18 protein-coding genes are annotated in these 21,078 nt (G+C 49.7%); 14 read left to right on the top strand and 4 right to left on the bottom strand.

Features of this window, described 5'->3' with window-relative positions; all coding sequences use genetic code 11:
• The first annotated feature begins 57 nt into the window (after nt 1-57).
• The 13 genes from DEF47_RS15385 (at nt 58) to DEF47_RS15325 (ending at nt 13,966) form a co-directional block, all read left to right on the top strand.
• Nucleotides 58-684 carry an FHA domain-containing protein gene (locus DEF47_RS15385; protein ID WP_012190122.1) on the top strand — a complete coding sequence of 209 codons (627 nt, stop codon included), beginning with the start codon at nt 58-60 and terminating at the stop codon, nt 682-684.
• 91 nt (nt 685-775) lie between these two features.
• Nucleotides 776-1,039: a hypothetical protein gene (locus DEF47_RS15380; protein ID WP_012190123.1), complete on the top strand. Its 264-nt coding sequence runs from the start codon at nt 776-778 to the stop codon at nt 1,037-1,039.
• Nucleotides 1,040-1,342: 303 nt separating this feature from the next.
• On the top strand, nt 1,343-2,329 hold the full coding sequence (locus DEF47_RS15375; RefSeq protein WP_012190124.1) for a WXG100 family type VII secretion target: 987 nt from the start codon (nt 1,343-1,345) through the stop codon (nt 2,327-2,329).
• 21 nt (nt 2,330-2,350) lie between these two features.
• Nucleotides 2,351-3,148, top strand: coding sequence for a hypothetical protein (locus tag DEF47_RS15370; RefSeq protein ID WP_012190125.1), 798 nt, complete (start codon nt 2,351-2,353; stop codon nt 3,146-3,148).
• A gap of 264 nt (nt 3,149-3,412) precedes the next feature.
• Nucleotides 3,413-4,687, top strand: coding sequence for a WXG100 family type VII secretion target (locus DEF47_RS15365; RefSeq protein ID WP_012190126.1), 1,275 nt, complete (start codon nt 3,413-3,415; stop codon nt 4,685-4,687).
• 10 nt (nt 4,688-4,697) lie between these two features.
• A complete protein-coding gene (locus DEF47_RS15360) occupies nt 4,698-5,183 on the top strand; it encodes a hypothetical protein (RefSeq protein WP_012190127.1) in 486 nt (161 codons plus the stop codon).
• Nucleotides 5,184-5,238: 55 nt separating this feature from the next.
• A complete protein-coding gene (locus DEF47_RS15355; RefSeq protein WP_012190128.1) occupies nt 5,239-5,646 on the top strand; it encodes a hypothetical protein in 408 nt (135 codons plus the stop codon).
• 196 nt (nt 5,647-5,842) lie between these two features.
• Nucleotides 5,843-6,529, top strand: coding sequence for a hypothetical protein (locus DEF47_RS15350; RefSeq protein WP_012190129.1), 687 nt, complete (start codon nt 5,843-5,845; stop codon nt 6,527-6,529).
• A gap of 85 nt (nt 6,530-6,614) precedes the next feature.
• Nucleotides 6,615-8,972: an FHA domain-containing protein gene (locus tag DEF47_RS15345; RefSeq protein ID WP_012190130.1), complete on the top strand. Its 2,358-nt coding sequence runs from the start codon at nt 6,615-6,617 to the stop codon at nt 8,970-8,972.
• Nucleotides 8,973-9,218: 246 nt separating this feature from the next.
• The gene (locus tag DEF47_RS15340; protein ID WP_012190131.1) at nt 9,219-10,193 is read left to right on the top strand and encodes a thiamine pyrophosphate-dependent dehydrogenase E1 component subunit alpha; all 975 of its coding nucleotides are present in this window, start codon (nt 9,219-9,221) and stop codon (nt 10,191-10,193) included.
• Between the two features lie 49 nt (nt 10,194-10,242).
• Nucleotides 10,243-11,226, top strand: coding sequence for an alpha-ketoacid dehydrogenase subunit beta (locus tag DEF47_RS15335; protein WP_012190132.1), 984 nt, complete (start codon nt 10,243-10,245; stop codon nt 11,224-11,226).
• A 97-nt stretch (nt 11,227-11,323) separates the two neighbouring features.
• Nucleotides 11,324-12,643 carry a dihydrolipoamide acetyltransferase family protein gene (locus tag DEF47_RS15330; protein ID WP_012190133.1) on the top strand — a complete coding sequence of 440 codons (1,320 nt, stop codon included), beginning with the start codon at nt 11,324-11,326 and terminating at the stop codon, nt 12,641-12,643.
• A gap of 135 nt (nt 12,644-12,778) precedes the next feature.
• Complete coding sequence (locus DEF47_RS15325; protein WP_012190134.1) at nt 12,779-13,966, top strand: MFS transporter; 1,188 nt, start codon at nt 12,779-12,781, stop codon at nt 13,964-13,966.
• Between the two features lie 240 nt (nt 13,967-14,206).
• Here DEF47_RS15325 and DEF47_RS15320 read toward each other — a convergent pair whose 3' ends face one another.
• From DEF47_RS15320 to DEF47_RS15305, 4 genes are all read right to left on the bottom strand, one after another.
• Nucleotides 14,207-14,977, bottom strand: a complete 771-nt coding sequence (locus DEF47_RS15320) for a dolichyl-phosphate beta-glucosyltransferase (RefSeq protein WP_012190135.1) — start codon at nt 14,975-14,977, stop codon at nt 14,207-14,209.
• Nucleotides 14,978-14,985: 8 nt separating this feature from the next.
• Nucleotides 14,986-15,933, bottom strand: a complete 948-nt coding sequence (locus DEF47_RS15315) for a glycosyltransferase family 2 protein (protein ID WP_012190136.1) — start codon at nt 15,931-15,933, stop codon at nt 14,986-14,988.
• On the bottom strand, nt 15,934-16,782 hold the full coding sequence (gene rfbD, locus DEF47_RS15310) for a dTDP-4-dehydrorhamnose reductase (protein WP_012190137.1): 849 nt from the start codon (nt 16,780-16,782) through the stop codon (nt 15,934-15,936).
• Between the two features lie 64 nt (nt 16,783-16,846).
• Nucleotides 16,847-17,344, bottom strand: a complete 498-nt coding sequence (locus tag DEF47_RS15305; RefSeq protein ID WP_012190138.1) for a thioredoxin family protein — start codon at nt 17,342-17,344, stop codon at nt 16,847-16,849.
• A 514-nt stretch (nt 17,345-17,858) separates the two neighbouring features.
• Here DEF47_RS15305 and DEF47_RS15300 point away from each other — a divergent pair.
• The gene (locus tag DEF47_RS15300; RefSeq protein ID WP_012190139.1) at nt 17,859-21,044 is read left to right on the top strand and encodes an Ig-like domain-containing protein; all 3,186 of its coding nucleotides are present in this window, start codon (nt 17,859-17,861) and stop codon (nt 21,042-21,044) included.
• The last annotated feature ends 34 nt before the right edge of the window (nt 21,045-21,078 follow it).

Raw genomic sequence — 21,078 nt, 5'->3', positions numbered from 1 at the left:
GCGGGCTGAATTCAAAGCTTGCCACCCAAGTATAATCCTGTGCGAGGAGTTACGTTCATGGCTAAACAAGCCCGCTTTGAACTTTTCATCGATGTTTATGAAAAAAAGCAACAAGTTGCCCAAGCCCTCACCAATATGCCAACTGGCGAACTTGTTGAATCGATTCTGAAGGAATTTCGGCGTGATTTCGATTTTCTCGGCCAAAACCCTGATGCTTATTGCTTGATGAAAGCTGATGGCACGGTTTTGAGCAATAATCGCACGCTCGATAAACAAGTATCCAATAAAGATCGCTTGATTTTTAGCGAAGCCATGCCAAATATGCCTGCCGACGGCCAACCAATGGCACGGCGGATTTATCTGCGCGAACATCCAACAGGCAATAGTTTTCGCTTACACTGGCAACCAGCGGTGGTTGGCCGCTTTGATAATCAATCGAACAACGATCTTTTGGCAGTTGATTTGGGCAGCCATCCTAATGGCTTACGGGTTTCGCGTCGCCAATTTGAAATTACCGAAACTGGCGGCCATTTCTATATTGAAAGCCTTTCGCCCAACCCAACCACGATCACCGATTCAACTGGGCGGCCAATTCAAGTTGATCGTCGCCAAGTGCTGCAACATGGCGATTTGATCACGCTTGATCGCAGCCAAATTACCTTTAAAGTGATCATCTCGGATTAGGTTATTCGCCGAAAAATCAATATGCAGTTAAAATAGCGCTTGGTTCAGATCAGCGCTATTTTTATGCGCAATGTAGCATTTAGGAGCAATAATGAGCGATTTAGAACATCTGCAAAGTTTGGTCGAAGATGCCTTTTTGGAAGCGCCCTTGATGTATGCAAATGGCTTTATCAACGGTTTAGGAGCAACCGATGCCTATACCGTGTTACAAACCAATGGCCGCGCCGTTGCCGTCGTAAATATGTCGTTGCCAGTCGCGAAAACCCTTGGCCAAGGGCTTTTGGCTATGATTGCAGCCTACGAGGAGCAAACTGGGGACACCGTAGCAACCCTCGATCAAATCCACGGACGTTAATTATGTAGCCTGATCAAACGAGATGCAATTACTTCATCTCGTTTGATCGATTTACGGGCCACGAATTAACTTAAAAATCCATCAAAAGCCCCTCTTGTAAAGCACTAATCCATCGAGTATGCTGGAACAGATGCGATTCTATTATTCCTTGGTAAGGCTGCGCCATTTATTGCAGTCTTAACTAAGAAGGGTGTACGCTTAATCATGGTTTAACCTGAATAAGCCCATAGCATAATCATTGGCTAGTATCTCTAGCAATGATCACAATCTTCTGTTCTTTTTATACCCGATGGAGTTTACCTCATGGCTCAAGACACCATTCAGGCCAAGTACGATGAGTTGGATCAAGTTGCCAGCCGTTTTGGCAAAGCCGCTGACACCACCACAGCAATTTTCAAATCGCTTGAAAGTATGGCCAATCGGCTTGAGGGTGGTGATTGGCAGGGCGATGCTCAAAAGGCATTTAGTGCTGAATTTCGGGGCGAGGTTCAACCAGCCTTTAACCGCCTTCACACTTTTTTCCAACAAGCACAAAGCACAACCTTAGAGATCAAAAAAGTCTTCCAACAAGCTGAAGAAGAAGCGGCTGCCCTTTTTCGTGGCGATGTCTTTGGCGGTGGTGCTAATGGTAATGGTAGCGGCAATGGGACTGCTGGCAATGGCAATGGCAGTGGCAGTGGCAGTGGCAGTGGCAATACTGGCGATGGTGGCACAGGTACAGGCGGCTCAGGCAGTGGCCCAACCTTCAAGGGTAAAGTTAAAGTTCACACCTATGATTACAAAACCAAAACTGGTGAAACCAAGCCGCAACTCAAATTAGGCGTTAGCGGCGCACTCCTTGAAGACAAAGGCGATCTGATTAAGGTTGATGGGCCGATTCCTTACACCCTCAAAGGCAAATACCAAGTTGGTTATGGCGAAGCTGGGATCGGCTTAGGGGTCAATGGCGATAAGAAATTTACGATTGGGCCATACGTCGAAGGAACTGTTGCCAAAGGTGAATTAACCAATGTTTATGGCGACAAAAACTTTGGCTATACCGAAACCCTCGAAGGCAAAGCCCTCTCAGTTGAAGGTTTTGCTGGCCTCAAAGATGGCTCAGTTGGCGCAACCATCGGCGGCACGCTCGTCTCAGTTCAAGCCACCAAAGGCTTGAATGTTGCTGGGGTCAACGTTGGGGTTACCGCCGAAGTTGGCCTCAAGGCCGAGCTTGGCTTTAGCATCGGTAAAGAAACCAAAATTAAATTGCCATTTGTCTCGTTTGGCTTCTCGTTTGGTGGAGCCAAATAACCTAGAGAAGGGGTTAACTCAATGGATGGACTTATTTTAGAGCGTAACGAGTTTTTAGTGTTACTCGAAGCAGCTCGTACCAATAAAATCATTGGCTTAGATAATGAAACGTTGGTTCCGCATGATCAAGCAACCCACCTTGCAGCGCTCAATCAAGGCGTACAAGGGTTGGTTGCCAAAGAATTAGCCACAATCAACGAAGATGAAGTCGTCATGATCGAACGCGAAATTTTAGAATTTTCGCAAATTGTGGCCTTTCCCGATATTGCCTTTATCACCACCCGCGATACACCAAATGTCGGCAGTCAATTATTCCTACACTATGTCAATCAGTTAGGTGTAGTTGAGCAAACTTTGCCAAACGAGCAACAGCATCGCTTGGCATTCTTGCCCGATATGTTGGTGCTCTTTGATCGGTTGGCATTTTTGCTCGAAGTTCAACCAAGCAAAGCCTTTGAGGCCAGTGTGCGGCTCAGCCAAAGCGAGTTCATGGCAATCAAAGAGCTAGCTGAAAATCGCGCCGAAGCCGAGGCTTTCAACCGCCTAAGCCGCGCCGGGCTTGACGAGCAAGCAGCTCAAGCCTTAATTGCAGCAATTCAAGCGCCGATCTTTAGTGCGTCGTTGGCAATTCTGCGCTGCGAAGATACTGAAATTGTCGATGCGATCAACCCAGCGATTTTGCAAGGGCCAACCAGTGCTTGGGCAATTCAGCTTGATGAAGCTGATCTCGAAACCTTCGAGGTTCAATCAATCGATCAAACTTGGCTGCGTCAACACATTCAACACTGGTTTGAGCAACTGGCAACTGCCGCCTTATAAACTCAATTGGCCGATTTAACGGCCAGCGAAGAACCATGAACCAGCGCTTAACGCCTGATTGTTCATGGTTCTTTATTTTGATCGTTGTCCAAAAGGTAGGACTTTGGTATACTGACAGTGGAGTACTAGAGTGTCACTTGGCCTCATGGGTTATTTTCTATTTAATCAAAACTTGTTCTTTTTATTGGCTCCCAACTCATGAGTCGCCCACCCTAGGAACTCTAATCGATCATCAACCCCATTTACAACCTAGGAGTATGTGTCATGAGCAAGGATGTTGTTCAGATACAGTATGAGCAAACTGCCCAAGTTGCTCAGCATTTTGGCCGCCTCAAGCAAACGGTTGAACAATTGCAAACGACAATTCGCAACGTCAGCCAATCACTGGTTGATGGCGATTGGCAGGGCGATGCCAGCGTTGCCTTTGCGAAAGAACTCGATGGTGAAATTTATCCAACCTTCAATCGTTTGATCACTGCATTCCAAACCGCCCAAGAAGTCACGCTCGAGGTCCAAAAAATCTTTGGTCAAGCCGAAGAAGAGGCCGCTGCCTTATTCAAAGGCGAGTTATTCGGCAACGCTGATGGCGGCAGCAAGGGTGGCGGAAGTTGGCTCGATAGCGTTGGTGGCTTCTTCAGCAGTGTTGGCAATGGCATCAAAGATTTCTTCGTTGGCGCAGGCAAAGAACTCAAGGATATGGTGGTTGGGGTTTGGAACATGGTCACCAGCCCAATCGAAACCGCCAAAGGCATTTGGCATGCGGTAACCCACCCAGGCGAATTCTGGGAAGCCTTCAAAGCGCCGTATGTTGAAGCCTGGGAAAATGGCCGCCCATGGGAAGCAATTGGCCGTGGCACGATGTTTATTGGCTCGTTGCTAATTGGCACTAAAGGTGCTGATAAAGTTGGTAAAGCGGCTAAGATCAGCAAAGCAGCAACCGTTGCTGATGCAGCATCAGACATTGCCCGGGTCAGCAACCCACTCCAAGCCGCCAGCGATATTGGCATGCTCGCCAAAGGTGGTGGCGCTGAAACTGCCATGGCTCGCTATATTGCCAATCAATCAAGCCATGTTGGTGCAGGCACAGCCTTGACCGATCGGGTGGTTTTAGGCGCATTCAAGGCAGATCCGGCCTCGGGCTTCCTTGGCTATATCGGTGAAGCCAACGCTCATGGTGGCCGCTATTTCAGCACCACCAGCGATGTGTGGAATAAGCTCAAACCAATTGCCGAAGGTGGCAATAATCGGATTTGGCCGGTCAATCGCGAATTCTTGCAAGCCCAGCTTGAAAGTGGCATTAGCCGCATCGATATCAAAGGCAGCTCAATCGACGATATTCTGACCAAACGGCCTCAATCATATAGCGCCATGGAAGTGCGCTTTATGCAAAGCCAAGCCTACCAATATGGCTATCGTCAAGTTGGCAATAGCTGGATCAAGACTGGCGATTGGCGGGCCAGCACAACTGGTCGGGTCATTGGCGGCAGCATCGGACCAGGTGGCGAGATTTTACAAACCAGCCAATCATTGAACGATTAAGAGGTTTTCTGTGAGCAACGATTGTGGCCAATGCCAAAGCTACATCAATTATGTTGAGCAAGAACTAAGCAGCTATCTGCAAGCTGGGCAATTTCAACGCGTTGAATGCGATTCGCAAGCCGATGGGCAGGAATGTTTGGCCTTGTATCATTCGCCAACATGCCAATTGCTGATTCAACGCACCGATGGCGCTGATTATTGCGCTTTGGGCACGTTTGAAGCCCCGTTTTTGACCGATCAAGTGCTTGAGGTCGATGGCTCACAAGGCTGGTTCAATTTGGTCTATTTGTTGGAGTTTCGTGCCAACAAAAAGATCATGACCCAACGGGTCATTGAACAATTTTGGGATGGTACTTTAGATTATCATCAGTGGTTGGCCCAATTGCTCACAGGCCAATTCGCCCAACTCTTGGCGATGTTTGAGCCTGGTGTACCAGCCACATGGTTGGCAGATTACATTCAGTTTATGCAACGCCAACGCTATTACGGCACATAAATAGCTGCCTGCCTGTAACGATACATTATAGGCAGGCACTAACTAAAGGATGTTCATGGATTCGCATTGTGCAGCATGTCAAGGATTTATCAGCTATGCCGAGAACTGTTTGCAACGCCATTTTCAAGACCAACAGTTCGTGCGCCAACAATGCGATGCCCAACATGGTGGCAGAGAATGTCTTGTGCTCTACCGTTCACCAATCTGTAGTGCCTTGCTGGTGCTCTCAGATGGCGAGTATCACCTGGCACTTGGCAAACACACTGCCCCATTTATCACCAACCAACAACTAAAACTCGATGGCTCCCAAGGTTGGTACAATGTGCTCGATTTGCTTGATCGTCAAGCCAACCCATTGCAACGCTTATGGCAGACGTTCAAGCGCCATAAACCGAATGATCTGGCATGGGTTGCCAAGCAACTTGATGGAAAGCTAGCACAACTTACAACGCTCTTTAAATAAACCGAAATCGTTAAGCCAGCCCTTGCAAATCAGGGTCAATCAGCGGAGCAACGCAGCCAACCTGAATGGTCGCATGCAACAACCCATGACAATTCATGCGGATAGTCCTTTGAAACGAAAAGCTGGTCGCGCATCAACATCACGTCTGGCGCGTATTCCTGAGTGAGTTGTCTGAACTAGTATCGAGGTGGCCCGAATGAATCGTTTTGTACTCACCCAGGCAGAATTGGCGATTATCTTGCATTATTTGGTTGGCGAAGCCCTTGCCATCCAAAATACAACCAATGATCTGGCGGTTAGCACCGAGCAATTACAAGCCGCCGAGGATGAATTGTATGATCGCGGGATTTTACTACGCGATCCATTTAGCAATCAACTGACGATCACTGGGGAGTTAGCGCTGCTGTTGGAGGCAACCTTACAGCCAAGCACGCTGGCAATTTTGAGCATTACCGAGCGTGAAGGCACAGGCTTACCCAAATATTTTAGTTTTACCGATGAATTAATCGTGCTCAATTATGTCGATTCACAAGGCTTGCAAACCTTTCTCGAATTGGGTACACTCGATCATGTGATTAATCAGATCATCGAACTAACAACCCAGCCATTCTTGGCTCATGCTAATCTACCAAGCACCGCCGAACTCACTGCATTGATGCCAGAAGCTGAAAAAGCCGCTTTACTGTTGATCATCAAGGAGCCAGCCGCCGCTACCAGCCAACCAACCAGTCTTTCCTGGCTTGTAGCCCACGATAGCCTTTGGCTGGCCGACCCACAGGCTGCCAAACCTGAAACAACGCCGGTACAGCGGATTGATCAAGCGCAGTTAAGCGACCTCTTACATACGACAATCTTGGCGCATCTTGTTCAACAACCATCCTAACTAGCCTACAGTACTAATGGATGGTATACTGCGCCGTATCCTTAATTGGTCTAGCCGTTTTTAGTTGCTGGAATGAGTGTTAACCATGAGAAAGCATAGTTGGTTCACCATCATCGCGTTGCTCAGCCTCTTGTGGGTTTTGCCAGCGCCTGCCCAATCCCAATCACAAGACGACAAACCCAAAGTCGTCATTACCCATCAAGTCGTTACCGAAAAGAACGCCTTGAGTGTCGAGGCCTATTTTAGCGTTCGCTATAACGATGGTCGCGCGGTTCCGGTCAACGAGATCTCCTCAACTGTGCTTGATCTCAAAAATGGTGAACCACCTGTCCAAGCTGTGCCTCAAGATCCAACCACCCCAATCAAAATTGCCTTGGTCATGGATCAGAGTGGCAGTATGAATCCGTTCATCGAAGAAGTTAAACGAGCAGCCAACCAAGCCATCGATCAAGCTCCAGCCAATGCCAAAATCGCAGTCTTTACCTTCACACGGATGAACAGTGTTGATGTGTATTTGCCAGCCTTTGACTTTAGCGATGATCGCAACGCCGTTAAAGATTATATCAATCAGAACTATCGCTCTGAGCCAGGCGGCGAAACCTGTCTCTACACCGCTGCGCATCAGGCTACTGATTTCTTATTAAATACGCTCAAACCAGAAGAACGGCGAGCGATCATTCTCTTTACTGATGGTAAAGATGAAGATATTAATGGCAATCAATGCAGCGATAAAACCGTAATCGATGTCACAACCAAAGCTGGCCCAACCCAAGGCACGAAAACGCCAATTTATACAATTGGGCTTTGTTCAGCCGATTGTGCGCGAATTCAACCCGAATCTTTGCGCCAAATTTCAGAAAACACCCAAGCTATCTCGTTGGTTGGCCCGCGTGACCAAATGTCAGCAGCCTTCATCACGATTATGGATAGCATTAAGAACCAAAAATATACCAGCGGGTTCTTACGGCCATGTGTTGAAACTCAAGTAACCTTGGAGGTTCAACTGATTAGCGGCGATACAATCGCTGGGATTATTCCAATCGGCGCACATAAATGCTATAACCCAACCGTGAGCGAGGCCAAAATCGCCAACCTCAATCCATTGCCTGAAAAACAAAAATACTCGTTCAATTTCACCACCACCAATACTAGCCCAGTGAATATGGTTGGGGTCGAGTTGCAAGTGCTTGGGCCAAGCCAAACCTTGGTCTATACTGAGCCGATCGCGGTTAGTATTTCACCCCAAGAAACTAAAACGATCCCGATGGAAATGAGCGATACCAAGTTGACCGTAGCTGGCAACTATACCTTACATGTGTTGGGCTATAGCAGCGATGGCTTTACCTTCCGCATTGGCAGCCCCAGCGAGCGCAGCGAAATCTTGGCAACCCAAGCCTTTGCTCACTCGCCGATTCCAATTACCTTTGAAATTCGCTCAAACCCAGTCGTCGATTATGAAACCAATACTATTCGAATCGATGATGTCGAAATTACCGATGAACAAAGTATCATCGACCCTAAATTTACCTACTATAAAGTCCGGCTATTCCGCGAAGATATGCAGCTTTTTGAATCAGAGCGGATTCAGCTCGATCCAACCAATCCTAAAATTGCAATTCCCTTAGCTGATATTCCCCAAGAGTTGATTCCAACTGAACAACAGAGCCAACTCAATTTACAGATCATTTTAGAAACCTCGAATATTCAGCCAATTGAATCGCCGTTCAAGAGTTTCTTGTTCCCAGTCAAGCCCAAAGAGCCATTCCTCAAACGTTATGGGGTCTATGTGCTGATCGCCTTGGTGGTAATTGCGATCGCGGCTGGTTTCTGGTATCTCTGGCGCAATCGCAAGCCCAAAGCTGGCAATGTGCCGATGCCATATAACCCACCAACCCAAGCCTTTAATCGGATCGACTTGCCAGGCGTGAACCCAGCTTCGCGTCAAAATGCCAATGTGCCACAACAACCGCAGCAACAATCGGCGGTTCGGCCAGCCCCGCATTCAGCAGTCAATCAACCAGCCCGGCCTCAAAGCCCGGTCTCAAACGCCAATGCCAGCATTCCAACTGCTCATTTTGACGGAATGCAAGATAATGGCGCAACCATGATTTATAACCCACCAGCAGCGGCAAGCCGCCAGCAACAGTTGCATGTGCGCGTGGTGCAAACCCCTGATCCCAGCCAGATTCAAAATAAAACGATTACGATGTTCCCATGTACGATCGGGCGTAGCGAAGCCAGCGTAATCGTGACTGGCGATAAATTACTCTCCCGCCAGCATGTCGAAATTAGCTTGATCGGCGGGCAATTCTATGTGGCCGATTTGAGCAAGAATGGCTTGTTTATCAACGAACAACGCCAGCAAGCCAATACGCCAATTCAGTTGCGCTTGCCCACAACCATTCGACTTGGCCAAGATACCTATATCGAGCTAAGTCAATAGCAGTGGTCAATTTCAGCAACCAGGGTAGCAGCAATGCTACCCTTTTTATTTGTCATCAAAACCAACACTGAGCAGTGGTGACAGCGCAGCCGAGGCTTTATGCTATACTTGTCATATAGGCCGTGTCAACGAGGACAACGCCAGTTTTTCCTTGCTTGCCCTTGCCTCGGTCGCCATACCGGGGTTTTTAACTTAACAGGGTTCGACGGACGAACAAAGTAATCCTTCATATGAGGAGTTGCCTTCATGGAGCAAGAACGCGATCAAACGCGGTTGTTAGCGATGTATCACACGATGGTTTTGGCTCGTTCGCTTGATGAGCGAATGTGGCAATTGAATCGTCAAGGCAAAGCCCCTTTTGTTATTTCCTGCCAAGGTCATGAGGCTGCTCAAGTAGGCGCAGCCTTTGCAATGCGCCCCAAACACGATTGGATTGTGCCCTACTATCGTGATTTAGCAATGATGTTGGCAATGGGAATGACCCCGCGCGAGGTGATGCTCGGCTTGTTGGCGAAAGCCGAAGATCCTAGCAGTGGTGGCCGCCAGATGCCCGCTCACTATAGCCATCGTGCTTTGAATATTGTTTCGCACTCGTCGCCAACGGGCACCCAAGTGCCGCATGCCGTCGGTGTCGCTATGGGCGCACAAATGCGCGGCGATGATATTGTGGTTTGGACGGCGTTTGGCGAAGGTACATCATCACAGGGCGATGTCCACGAGGCCATGAACTTGGCTGGGGTGATGAAATTACCAGTAATTTTCTTCTGCGAAAATAATGGCTACGCCATCTCCGTGCCGCAGCACAAGCAAATGGGCGTAGAAAACGTCTCGGATCGCGGCCCAGGCTACGGGTTTCCTGGGATCACGGTTGATGGCACCAATGTGCTTGAGGTTTACGAAGCTATGACCGCTGCGGTCGAACGCGCCCGCCGTGGCGACGGCCCAACCTTGATCGAGGCCAAATGTGTGCGTTTGACCGCCCACTCCTCTGATGATAATGACCGAACGTATCGCTCACCTGAAGATATCAAGGCCATGCGCACCCGCGACCCAATCGCGAGCTTCGAGCATTTCTTGCGCGATGAAGGCATGCTCGATGATGCCAAAGTTGCCGCAATTCGCGCCGAAATTAAAGAAATTGTCAATGATGCAACAGCCTATGCTGAAGCAGCACCCTTGCCCGACCCCAGCACCGTGCGCAAATATGTGTTTGCCGAATAACCGTGCTCGCAGGCAGTTTCGCTATTTATCATGTGCATAGAGGTATCAGGTGGCAGAATTAAATCTCTTAGAAGCGATCAATCAAGCGCTCGACCAAGCTATGGCCAACGATGAGCGGGTCTATATTATTGGTGAAGATGTTGGCCAACGCGGCGGGGTATTTCGGGTTACTGATGGTTTGCACGCTAAATATGGCAGCAAGCGGGTAATTGATGCGCCACTCGCTGAGTCAATTATTATTGGCTCGTCAATTGGCGCAGCAATGTATGGCATGCGCCCAATCGCCGAAATTCAATTTGCCGATTTTATCTTCCCAGCCTTCAATCAAATTATCAGCGAAGCCGCCCGCATGCGCTATCGCTCAAATAATACCTGGGAAGTACCCTTAGTGATTCGCGCTCCCTATGGCGGTGGTATCCACGGGGCACTCTATCACTCGCAAAGCATCGAAGCCTTTTTCGCCCATATTCCAGGTCTCAAGGTGGTTGCGCCGTCAACGCCGTATGATGCCAAGGCCATGCTGCTGGCAGCGATTGATGATCCCGATCCAGTGTTGTTTTTAGAGCACAAAAAATGCTATCGCTTGATCAAAGGCTATGTGCCCGATGAGCACTATACTGTGCCAATTGGCAAGGCCGATATCGCCCGTGAAGGCAGTGATGTTTCGGTGATCACCTATGGCATGATGCGTCATTACGCCGTTGAGGCCGCCGAAATGCTGGCCAAGGAAGATATTAGCGTCGAAGTCGTCGATTTGCGCTCGTTAGTGCCACTCGATCGCGAAACAATTCTCAATTCGGTTAAGAAAACCAGTAAAGTGTTGGTGCTCTACGAAGATAATTTGTTTGGTGGTTATGGCGCAGAAATTGCCGCAATCATCGCCCAAGATGGCTTTGAACATCTCGATGCGCCAGTGCAACGCTTGGCAGGCTTGGATATTCCAGCGATGCCCTATAGTGCACCGCTCGAAAACGAATTCTTGCCAACACCAAGCAAAATTGCCGATACGCTGCGCGATTTAGTCAATTATTAGTGGCGATTGGCTGTAGGCGATTGGCTATTGGATAGTGAAGATCCAACTTGGCTTTAGCTTATAGCCCATCAGTATCGATACCATAGAAAGGACTGGGATGTCCGTCGAATTTAAGATGCCAAAGCTTGGTGAGAGCGTCACCGAGGGCACAGTTGGGCGCTGGCTCAAGCAACCAGGCGAGAGCCTTGAACTCTATGAGCCAATGCTCGAAGTTACTACCGACAAAGTGGATACCGAAATTCCTTCGCCAGTCAATGGGCGATTGCTCGAAATTCGGGTCAACGAAGGCGATACCGTGCCAGTTGGTACGATCATTGCGGTCTTGGAAGATAGTAGTAGCGCTACGGTTGCCGCCGTTGGCGCACCAGCCGCGCCCGCCGTCGCCAGCCAAGCAAGCAGCAATAACGGCGGTGGCAATAGCTTTATGTCACCAGTCGTGGCTCGCTTGGTCAGCCAGCATAACCTCGATATTAAGCAAATTGCTGGCACTGGCAAAGATGGCCGCGTGACCAAGCAAGATGTTGAGCGCTTTATGGCTCAGGGTGATGCTGCCAAACCAGCACCGATGCCAATGCCAACGCCAACCGCGCCAACCCCAGCGCCGATGCCCGTCATCAAACCAAGCTCAACGCCAGCACCAATGCCGACGATTACTGGCAGTTTGCTGGCCAAACCAGTGGCTTATACTCCGCCAGCCACGCCAGCCGCGCCGAGCATCGAGCCATTTGTTGGTGATGAATTACAACCGTTGAGTGGTATGCGCCGCGCAATCGCTGAGCATATGGTGCGCTCAAAAGCAACCTCGCCACACGTTACCACAGTGATGGAAGTTGATCTCAGCACAATTATCGCGCATCGTGACCAACATAAGGCCGATTTCGAGCGGCAAGGGGTTAAATTAACCTTTACGCCCTATTTTGTGCAGGCAACTGTAGCAGGCTTACGAGCAGTGCCAATTGTCAATGCCACCTATACCGATGAAGGCATTTTGCTGCATAAATCGGTTAACGTTGGCATGGCCGTGGCCATTCCCGATGGCCTGATCGTGCCAGTGCTGCATAACGCCGATGAAAAGAGCTTGCTGGGGCTTTCGCGCACAGTCAACGATTTGGCCGAACGCGCCCGCACGCGCCGCCTAACCGCCGATGAAGTGAAAGACGGCACCTTTACAATTACAAATCACGGCGTAAGTGGCTCGCTATTTGCCATGCCAATCATCAACCAGCCTCAATCGGGCATTTTGGGGATTGGTGCAATCCAAAAGCGGCCTGTGGTCGTGACGATCAACGGAGCCGATGCAATCGCGATTCGGCCAATGTGCTACCTCAGTTTTACGTTTGACCATCGCTTGATCGACGGCGCAACCGCCGATAAATTCTTGGCAACCGTCAAGCAACAACTTGAGCAATTTGCCTAGATTAACCCGAAACCCCCTTGCTGATTCGGATCAGCAAGGGGGTTTTGTTTAATCCAAAACCCTTCTCACAATTTCTGCATCTGCTATATACTTATCCTAATATGCGGGAAATTTCATAGGTGCTTTGGAGGCTTCATGGCAACGCGGACAAGTGGGCAGGCTGTCGCTCTGACAGGCCTTTCGGTCATGGTAATGATGACATTTTCGCATGCCATGAATGATATGTGGACTTCACTGTTAGCGCCCTTACTGCCAAGTATTCGCGATACCTATCAGGTGAGTATTGGTCAAACTGGCATTTTGGTGGCGATTTTGTCGTTTGCTGGCTCGATGCTTCAGCCCTTGCTTGGTGCGGTTGGCGATTATATTGATCGGCGTTGGTTAGCGGCATTTGGCCCTGTGCTGACGGCGATCGGCCTAACCTTGATTGGCTATGTGCCCAATTTCTTTATGCTGGGCGCGTTGATTATGCTTGGTGGTTTGGGCAGCGCAATTTTTCATCCGGCAGGAGCAGCCTATATCGCCATGGGCGCGAATCCTCAGCAACGTGGTTTGTTTGTTTCAATTTTTTCGGCTGGCGGCACGGTTGGCATGGCCTTTGGCCCCCTAATTGCTGCCCAGTTTGATTTGGTGAGTTTGCCCTATTTGCTGCCCGTGGGAATTGCAGTTGGGGTTTTGACCTTCTTGATGATTCCTTCAGCCAAGCAAAATCGCAGCCAACCCAAAACGTTGCGCGATTATATCAGCGTTTTTCAGGGGCCGTTGCGCTGGCTTTGGTTTATGAGCGTCTTACGCTCGCTTTCGAGTGTTTCATATAGCAGCTTATTGGGCTTTATGCTGCGCGATCGTTTTGATCAAGCGATGGCTGATGCCCATGTTGGCCCGACGTTGGCGGTTTTCAATATTGCCTCAGCGGTTGGCGGCATTATTGGCGGACGCATTTCTGATCGAATTGGGCGCACAGTGGTGCTGCGTTCAAGTATTTTGAGCACAATTCCGCTTTTTATCGGCTTAGTGCTATCATCGCCATTGAATTGGTGGTATTACCCCTTGACGGCACTGGTTGGGGCAATGGTGATGGCTAATATTCCGGTTTCGATTGTCACAGCGCAGGAGTATGCACCGCAACATATTGCCACCGCCAGCGCCATGATGATGGGCTTTGCTTGGGGTACGTCGGGCGTGCTTTACCCCATCATTGGCAGCCTCGCCGACTGGACCTCGCCAACCTGGGCCATGATCGCCGCGATTGGCTTGTTATTGCCAGCCTTCTTTATCACGGTACGGCTGCCCGAGCCTGAGCGCACAACGACGATAGGGTAGTATTTGGGGATTGGTTATTGGGGGTTGGGGATCGGGAGCTTAGCTTATAACCGCGAAGAGCGCGAAGATTCACTTTATTATTGAACGCAGCGGCGCAGAGCTTTAGGATGGCTATTGGCAATAGGCTATTGACTATCGGAGATTGATTTGAAACGCCAACCACTATTCCGATAGCCACTCGCCTATTGCCTTACTGATCTTCGTGTTCTTCGCGTTCTTCGTGGTTAAATAAAATATGCTCTATGCTCTTGGTTTCACATCGCGATACTGGCCTGAGATCGCGTTCCAGCGGACTTTGAGCACATCGCGCAGGTTGCGCCAAGAATCGCGGATATTATCGACTTTGGTTTCTTCGCCGTAGCGCCAAGTGACGGGAACTTCGGCAATCCGATAGCCTCGCCGCAAGGCTAAATACAATACCTCAACATCAAAGGCCGTGACTGCCGCCCCCTTGGGAGCCTCGGTGGTATCGTCGTACAGCCGCATGCGCCCAAAAACGTCGTGGGATGCCTCGCGGCTGAATACCTTAAACCCACATTGCGTATCTTGGAATTGACCAATGCCCAAAACCCGCACGATGATATTGAACACCCGACCCATCAGGTGACGCATAAATGGCTCGTCGATGCGGCTGGCTCCTGCGCCCTCGCGCGAAGCAATCACAATATCGTAGCCTTGTTGCAGTTTGGCTTCGAGCTTGGGCCATTCTTCCATGGGCACGGCCAAATCGGCATCGGAGAAAAGCACATACTCACCAACCGCTTGAGTCATGCCAGTGCGCACGGTATAGCCTTTGCCACGATGCGGGTTTTGAATCACGCGGGCTTGGGCAAAGTTATGACAAGCGGCTTCAGCCAGCGCCACCGTTTGATCGCTACTGCCATCATCAACCACCAATAACTCCCATGACCATGGCTGGGCAGCGAGAAATTGCAAGACTAAAGGTAAGGTTTGGGGTAATCGGCGGGCTTCGTTATAGGCCGGAATTACCACCGAGAGATACGGGGCCATGGGGACTCCTATCGTCCAAGCCAAGCGAGCAGCCGCTGTGCTTCTGCTGTGGCTAACGTTCGTTCACGCCAAATTTGAGGAATGAGCCGCAAGCCAGCCCACTGACCACGTAAGCGAGCACGGGCAGCTTCGCCACGCCAATGGCGCAGCGCTTGACCAAAAATCGTCAGTTGCGACCACAAAAAAGCTGGCAAGGCATACGGCCACGCTTGCAGTGGCATATGGCGCAACCACAGCACAATAAAATTCCGCCCACAATAATAGCTGGCGCGTACCCCGCCACCAGTCGCACTTAAATGATGCAGCACTCGCGCTTGAGGCACAAAGAGGGTGCGCATTCCAGCTCGCCGCGCCCGCAAATTGAGATCAACATCTTCGCAATACATCACGAGCAATGGATCAAGCAATTGGCCATGGTGATTGACAAGTTGTTGCAAACTAGCGCGTTTATAGGCCGCTGCCCCAGCACATGGCCCAAAAACCTCGCTGATTGCATCATACTGACCACGATCAACTTGCCAAACCCCGCGACTCCATGGCAAACCATCCCAATTGTAGCCATCGCCAGTAGTGTGCAAATGATCAGGTTGGCTGTAGAGCAGCATTTTGGCGGCAGCAAAATCATAAGCTGGAAAACGCTCAAGCGTACCAATTAATGCGGCAACAAAGCTTGGCTCAACTTCAGTATCATTATTAAGCAAGATGACCCAAGGCGCACTGGTTGCCTGAAAACCACGATTAACTGCCGCCACAAAGCCTTGATTTTCAGGCTGGATCAGCCAGTTGACCTCAGGATAGGCGGCCTGTAAAGCGGGAACGCTCCCATCAGGCGAGGCATCATCAATCACTGTAATTAGAAAATCGCGGCGGGTTTGCTGGCGCAAGCTCTCAAGGCAAGCAGCCAATAAGCTAGCGCCGTTATAATTTGGAATCAGAATATCGATGTGATGGCTCATTTAAGCTGGCTCGTCGATCGCCGCAACTGCTGCAATTACAGCTGCTTGCCAGCGGCGCAAGCGAATGCCCAAGGCAGCAGCGGCATTGTTGCTCAATGCTGAAAATGGCGGTGGGCTGCTTGGCCGGCTGAATTCTGCCGACGTAATTGGCTCAACAGGCAGATCGATACCCGCCGCTGCCAAGACCGCACATGCCAATTCATGACGTGAGCAAGCGCCCTCATTGACCACATGATAAATGCCTGGCAGATTGCTATCGACCAGTTGGCGAATCGCCCAAGCTGCTTCGGCGGCATGGGTTGGCGTACCAACTTCGTCGGTCACAACGCGCAGTGGTTCGCCAGTTTGCAAACGTTCGCGGCCTAAACGGGCGATCGTGCGCACAAAATTGCGCTGCCCACCAAACAACCAAGCCACCCGCGTGATAAAAACATTGGGTGCATGGTGCAAAACTGCCTGCTCGCCACCCCACTTGGAGCGCCCATAGGCATTGATCGGCGCTGGCTGGTCGTATTCGCTATAGGCTTGCTGGCTGCTACCACTAAATACCTCGTTGGTGCTGACATAGACCAAGGGAATATCGCGGTCGCGGCAGGCCAGCGCAGCATATTTTGGGCCAAGCGTATTTTCGCGAAAAGCCCGCGCTGGATCAAGCGCACAGCCATCGACATTGGTAAAAGCCGCTGGCAAGAGCACCAAATCGGGGGTTAATTGGTTAATAGCCGCCCGCGCAGTGGCTTGACTCAAATCCAGTTCTTGATGGCTCGGCATTAATAAGTGATGGTCAGCAAACGTCTTGGCTAACTCAGTGCCCAGTTGGCCGCTTGCCCCAAGGATCAACACACGCATATAAACTCCTTTGCGCGGCGCATGGTAGAACAAGCCCTCGCATTCGTCAATTAATCGGGCTTATTTAGGCGCTAGGGGTAATTTGGTTGGCATATTCGCCAAAGTAATGCAGCTCGACCAGGCGTTTGAGTTCGTCGGTTGCCAAGGCATCATAGGGCGAGAGCCGCCATTCCGACCAACGACTCAGAAAATCGCGTACCCGCCCAAAGTTATAGCTCTCGCCTTCTTCGAGTGGGCTGGTATCTTGCGAGCAAAGCAATTGGCCACGACTATTGTAGATAAAAATATGCGGAACCCCATCGAAACCTGGTAAGTGCTCTAAAAAAGTTTTATTTTTTTGTTGCTCATCGCCCACTAAAACCTTGACTTTAACATAATGAATATCGCGTAAATAGCGTAATTGGGGGTGGGCATTGATAAACGCCTCTAAGCGATGACACCACACACACCAATCACCGCCAAGCTCAACTAGAATATTTTTGCGTTCACGTTGCGCGGTTTCTAAAGCATTGCGCATATCTGCAAAGGGATCACGTTCTGGATCAAATAATGAATCGGCCATGGAATAGTCCTCAACAGTTGTGATTTTGGGCTTGCTTTGCGGTTGCTCTCGGGGCGCAACGATCAACAGCACCTTCAAGCTCCCCTTATTATAGCGGTTTCTCTTAAATCTGTAGCGCGATCATCGGCTTGATTACTCACCGCTTGCTTGCACAGGGCTAGCCCGCCGATACACATTTTGACCCATTGTTGGGTTTGTACTACGTTGCTATACTTGTTGGTGAGAGATTTTCCACGAACCATAATCTCTTTTGTGGTCAAATCATGCTGATGTGAAGCTAAGGAGTTGAAGATGAAGCAGCTTTGGTTTTTTGCTGTGGTTTTTTTAGGATTAAGCACAATCCTGCCAGCAATATTCCAACCACCCCACCTTCCCCAAACAATGACTTCCCTTCAGATTGCAATTTAACCTAGGGGTTGAGAATCCAACCCAATAACAAATCTGGTTGATTCTTCGTTATGCTGAAGTATTTGTGGATTACAGCAGCGATATTTACCTCCAAGGATACCTAATTATGAATAAACCATCGAAAATAATTGTCCTGATCACTCTAATGGCATTGTTGGTTGGAGCGTTACAAAGGCCTGTTGCTCCAGTTATTGCCAGCGAGCCGCAAATTCCAACTAGCCCAGGCACATGGAGCCAAGCCTTTGCCGACCCACTGAAACTTGACCCCGGCTATATGCCGCTGCGCCCAATTGAATGGAATGGCACGTTATATGCAGGAATCGTTGGCGTAGACGGCTTTGAGCCGGGGGTGGGCTATTGGAGCGGTCAGCAATGGCTGAAACTTGATGGGTTATCAGGTGAGGTCGATTCGGTGGTCGTGCATCAAAACCGTTTGTTTGCAGCCGGACGCTTGACGCTTGGGGGCAACCATATCAGTATTGCTTTTTGGGATGGCAATCTGTGGACGGCGATGCCCACCCAATTTAGCCCCAATATTTTTATCTTGGCCAGCCATAACGATCAACTCTACGTTGGTGGATATTCAGAGCAGATTGCTGACCAAGCCTCAGGTTTACTCTTGCGTTGGGATGACACGCAATGGCATCCCGTCGCTGAAGGTATTTTCGGCGCAGTTATGAGTATCCTCTCGCGGCCCGATGGTCTGTATCTCGGCGGGGTCTTCCAACTCAATGGCCAAAATACCGGCTTGATCCATTGGAATGGAGCACAGTGGCAGAGCGTTGGCGGGGGCGTTCAGGGGATGGTGATGGATGTTGAATGGGCCAATGATCAACTCTACATTAGTGGCAAATTCACCTCGACGCTTGAACCAACTATGCAGAATATCGCTGCCTGGAATGGCACCAGTTGGAATACCTTTGGCACCGGGATTGTTAGCCCAACCCATAATTTGGCGCTGCTTGATGGCGACCTGTATGCCCTCAGCCAAACCGATAGACCTTATCCTTATCAAACGATTTATCAGCTCCAACGCTGGGATGCGACTCACTGGACGACACTCTCCAATTTAAGTGAAACAAGTAGCGTTCTTAATTGGTCGCGCTATCCTGATGTTGTGCTCGTCAATTATCAGCAAGAATTATTGGCATTTGGGCCAATAGGCTTTGTGGATCGCAATGTGCAAACACTGAGATGGGGTGATTCGGCCTTGCGCTGGAAGGGTAATTCTTGGGAAGCCATGACTCCGAATGGAATTTCTGCAATGAAACTCGCATTAGCCGTTGATGGTGAGGATGTCTACGCAGCCTCTGGGCGGATGACTTGGGGCAATGGACAAGCGAGTTTAGCTCATTTGTCGCCAAATAACCAATGGCAATTGCTGATAGCCTATGACTCCCAGCAGCCACAATATGCACAAGCGCTCCAAAAGTATCAGCAGAACTTTTTTAGTATTTACAATAGCACTCTATATCAAGCGGTTAACAATGCTTGGAATCAAGCCAGTCCTGCGACAGTGGAAAGTTTGGCTCAAGCCAATGATTTGTTGTATGTTGCTGGCGATTTTGAGCAATTCAATGGGGTTACAGCGCGTAATCTGGTGACCTGGAATGGCACACAGTGGCAAGCCTTGAATACGCCTGCCTCATTTGATCGGGTCGTTATTGTTGAAGCCCATGGCGATGATGTCTATATTAGCGATGGCTTTCAATTGGCCCACTGGAATGGCAGCCAATGGACAACCCTCGCCACTAATGTGGTCAATATTGGTTCCATTGAGCCAACCGCCAATGGGGTCTATATCGCTGGCACATTTAGCAGTGTTGGTGGCATAGCCACACCAAAAATTGCCTATTGGAATGGCACGGCTTGGTCGGGTTTAACAGGCGAGATCGATGGTTCAATCTACGATCTCGAAATGGGAGCCGATGGCTTGTACGTGGCTGGATGGTTCCGAGGCATTATCAATGGTATTTATAGCCCAGGCATTCTACGCTGGGATGGCACTACATGGCATGGGCTTGGCGGTGGGGTGAAGTCCAGTGCAACACCAAATCAACCAGGTGCTGTGACGCTGCTTGCAGCAACCCCAACCCGCATGCTGCTGTATGGGTCTTTTGATCGGGTGGGAAATACCTACGAATCCAAACAAATTGCAGCGTGGGAGTATGGCAACGAACCGTTGATTAAGGCCAAATCGGATTATGGCCTTACCTATCGTCCGCAGTCAGTTACGGTGAATGTGCTGGCGAATGATTGGAGCGATCAGCCAAATCAATTGCAATTGGTGAGTGTGAGCAGCCCAAGCCATGGCACGGCTGTGATTAACGGTAACTCGGTTGTGTATAGGCCGGAAGCACAATTTGAAGGCGTTGAAACCTTGACCTATGTTGTGCGCGACCCAATCAATGCTGTCACCAGCACAGCGCAACTCCAGGTGCATGTCTGGAATCACTTCCCAAGCATTGCTGATCAGGAACAAGCGGTCTATCCATTTACTGAAACGCTGCTTGACCCATTGGATGGCCTGATTGATTTGAATGGCGATAGCTTGACGATCACCCAAGCCAGTGCGGTCAGCGGCACGGTGACGATTGTCAATAATCAATTGCGCTACATGCCGCCGAATCAACACCATTTTACCGATGTGGTGACGTATAGGGTAAGTGATGGTCATGGGGGGCAACAAAGCGCCCGGATCAACATCCATAGCATTGATACAATCGTGACTGCAACCGCTGATTATGCAACAACCTATCGTCCGTATTCAGTCAGGGTTGATGTGATTGCCAATGACTGGACGATTAATGGAGAACCCTTAGCGGTGGTGGCAGTTGACGCAGCCATTCATGGCACAGCAACGATTAGTGGCAACCAAGTACATTATATTCCTGCGGAAACCTTTCAAGGTACTGAAACCTTAACCTATACCGTGCGCAATCAAACCCGTGGCATAACGGCAACCGCAACCTTGACGATTGAGGTACAAAATCATGTGCCCACTGTTGCTCCCATAACGATTACCGTTCAGCCTAATAGCATCACAACGCTGAATGTAATGGCAAATGCGGTCGATCTAAACGGCGACCAATTAACCATTACGCAAGCAAGCACCACAGCTGGCACGGTAGCGGTGGTTAATAATCGATTGCGCTATACCGCGCCAAATTCTTATCCATTTGTTGCGACAATCAGCTATACCATCAACGATGGTCATGGTGGTTCGCAGGTTGGGACAATTGTAGTCAATAGCGTAAAGTATCACTTATTCTTGCCCTATACCATCAAATAAACGATTAAATCAGCGGTAATCGCGCATCGATTGC

The organism is Herpetosiphon sp. (assembly GCF_003512625.1).
Taxonomy (GTDB): domain Bacteria; phylum Chloroflexota; class Chloroflexia; order Chloroflexales; family Herpetosiphonaceae; genus Herpetosiphon; species Herpetosiphon aurantiacus.
This window is presented reverse-complemented; position numbering and strand designations above follow the sequence as displayed.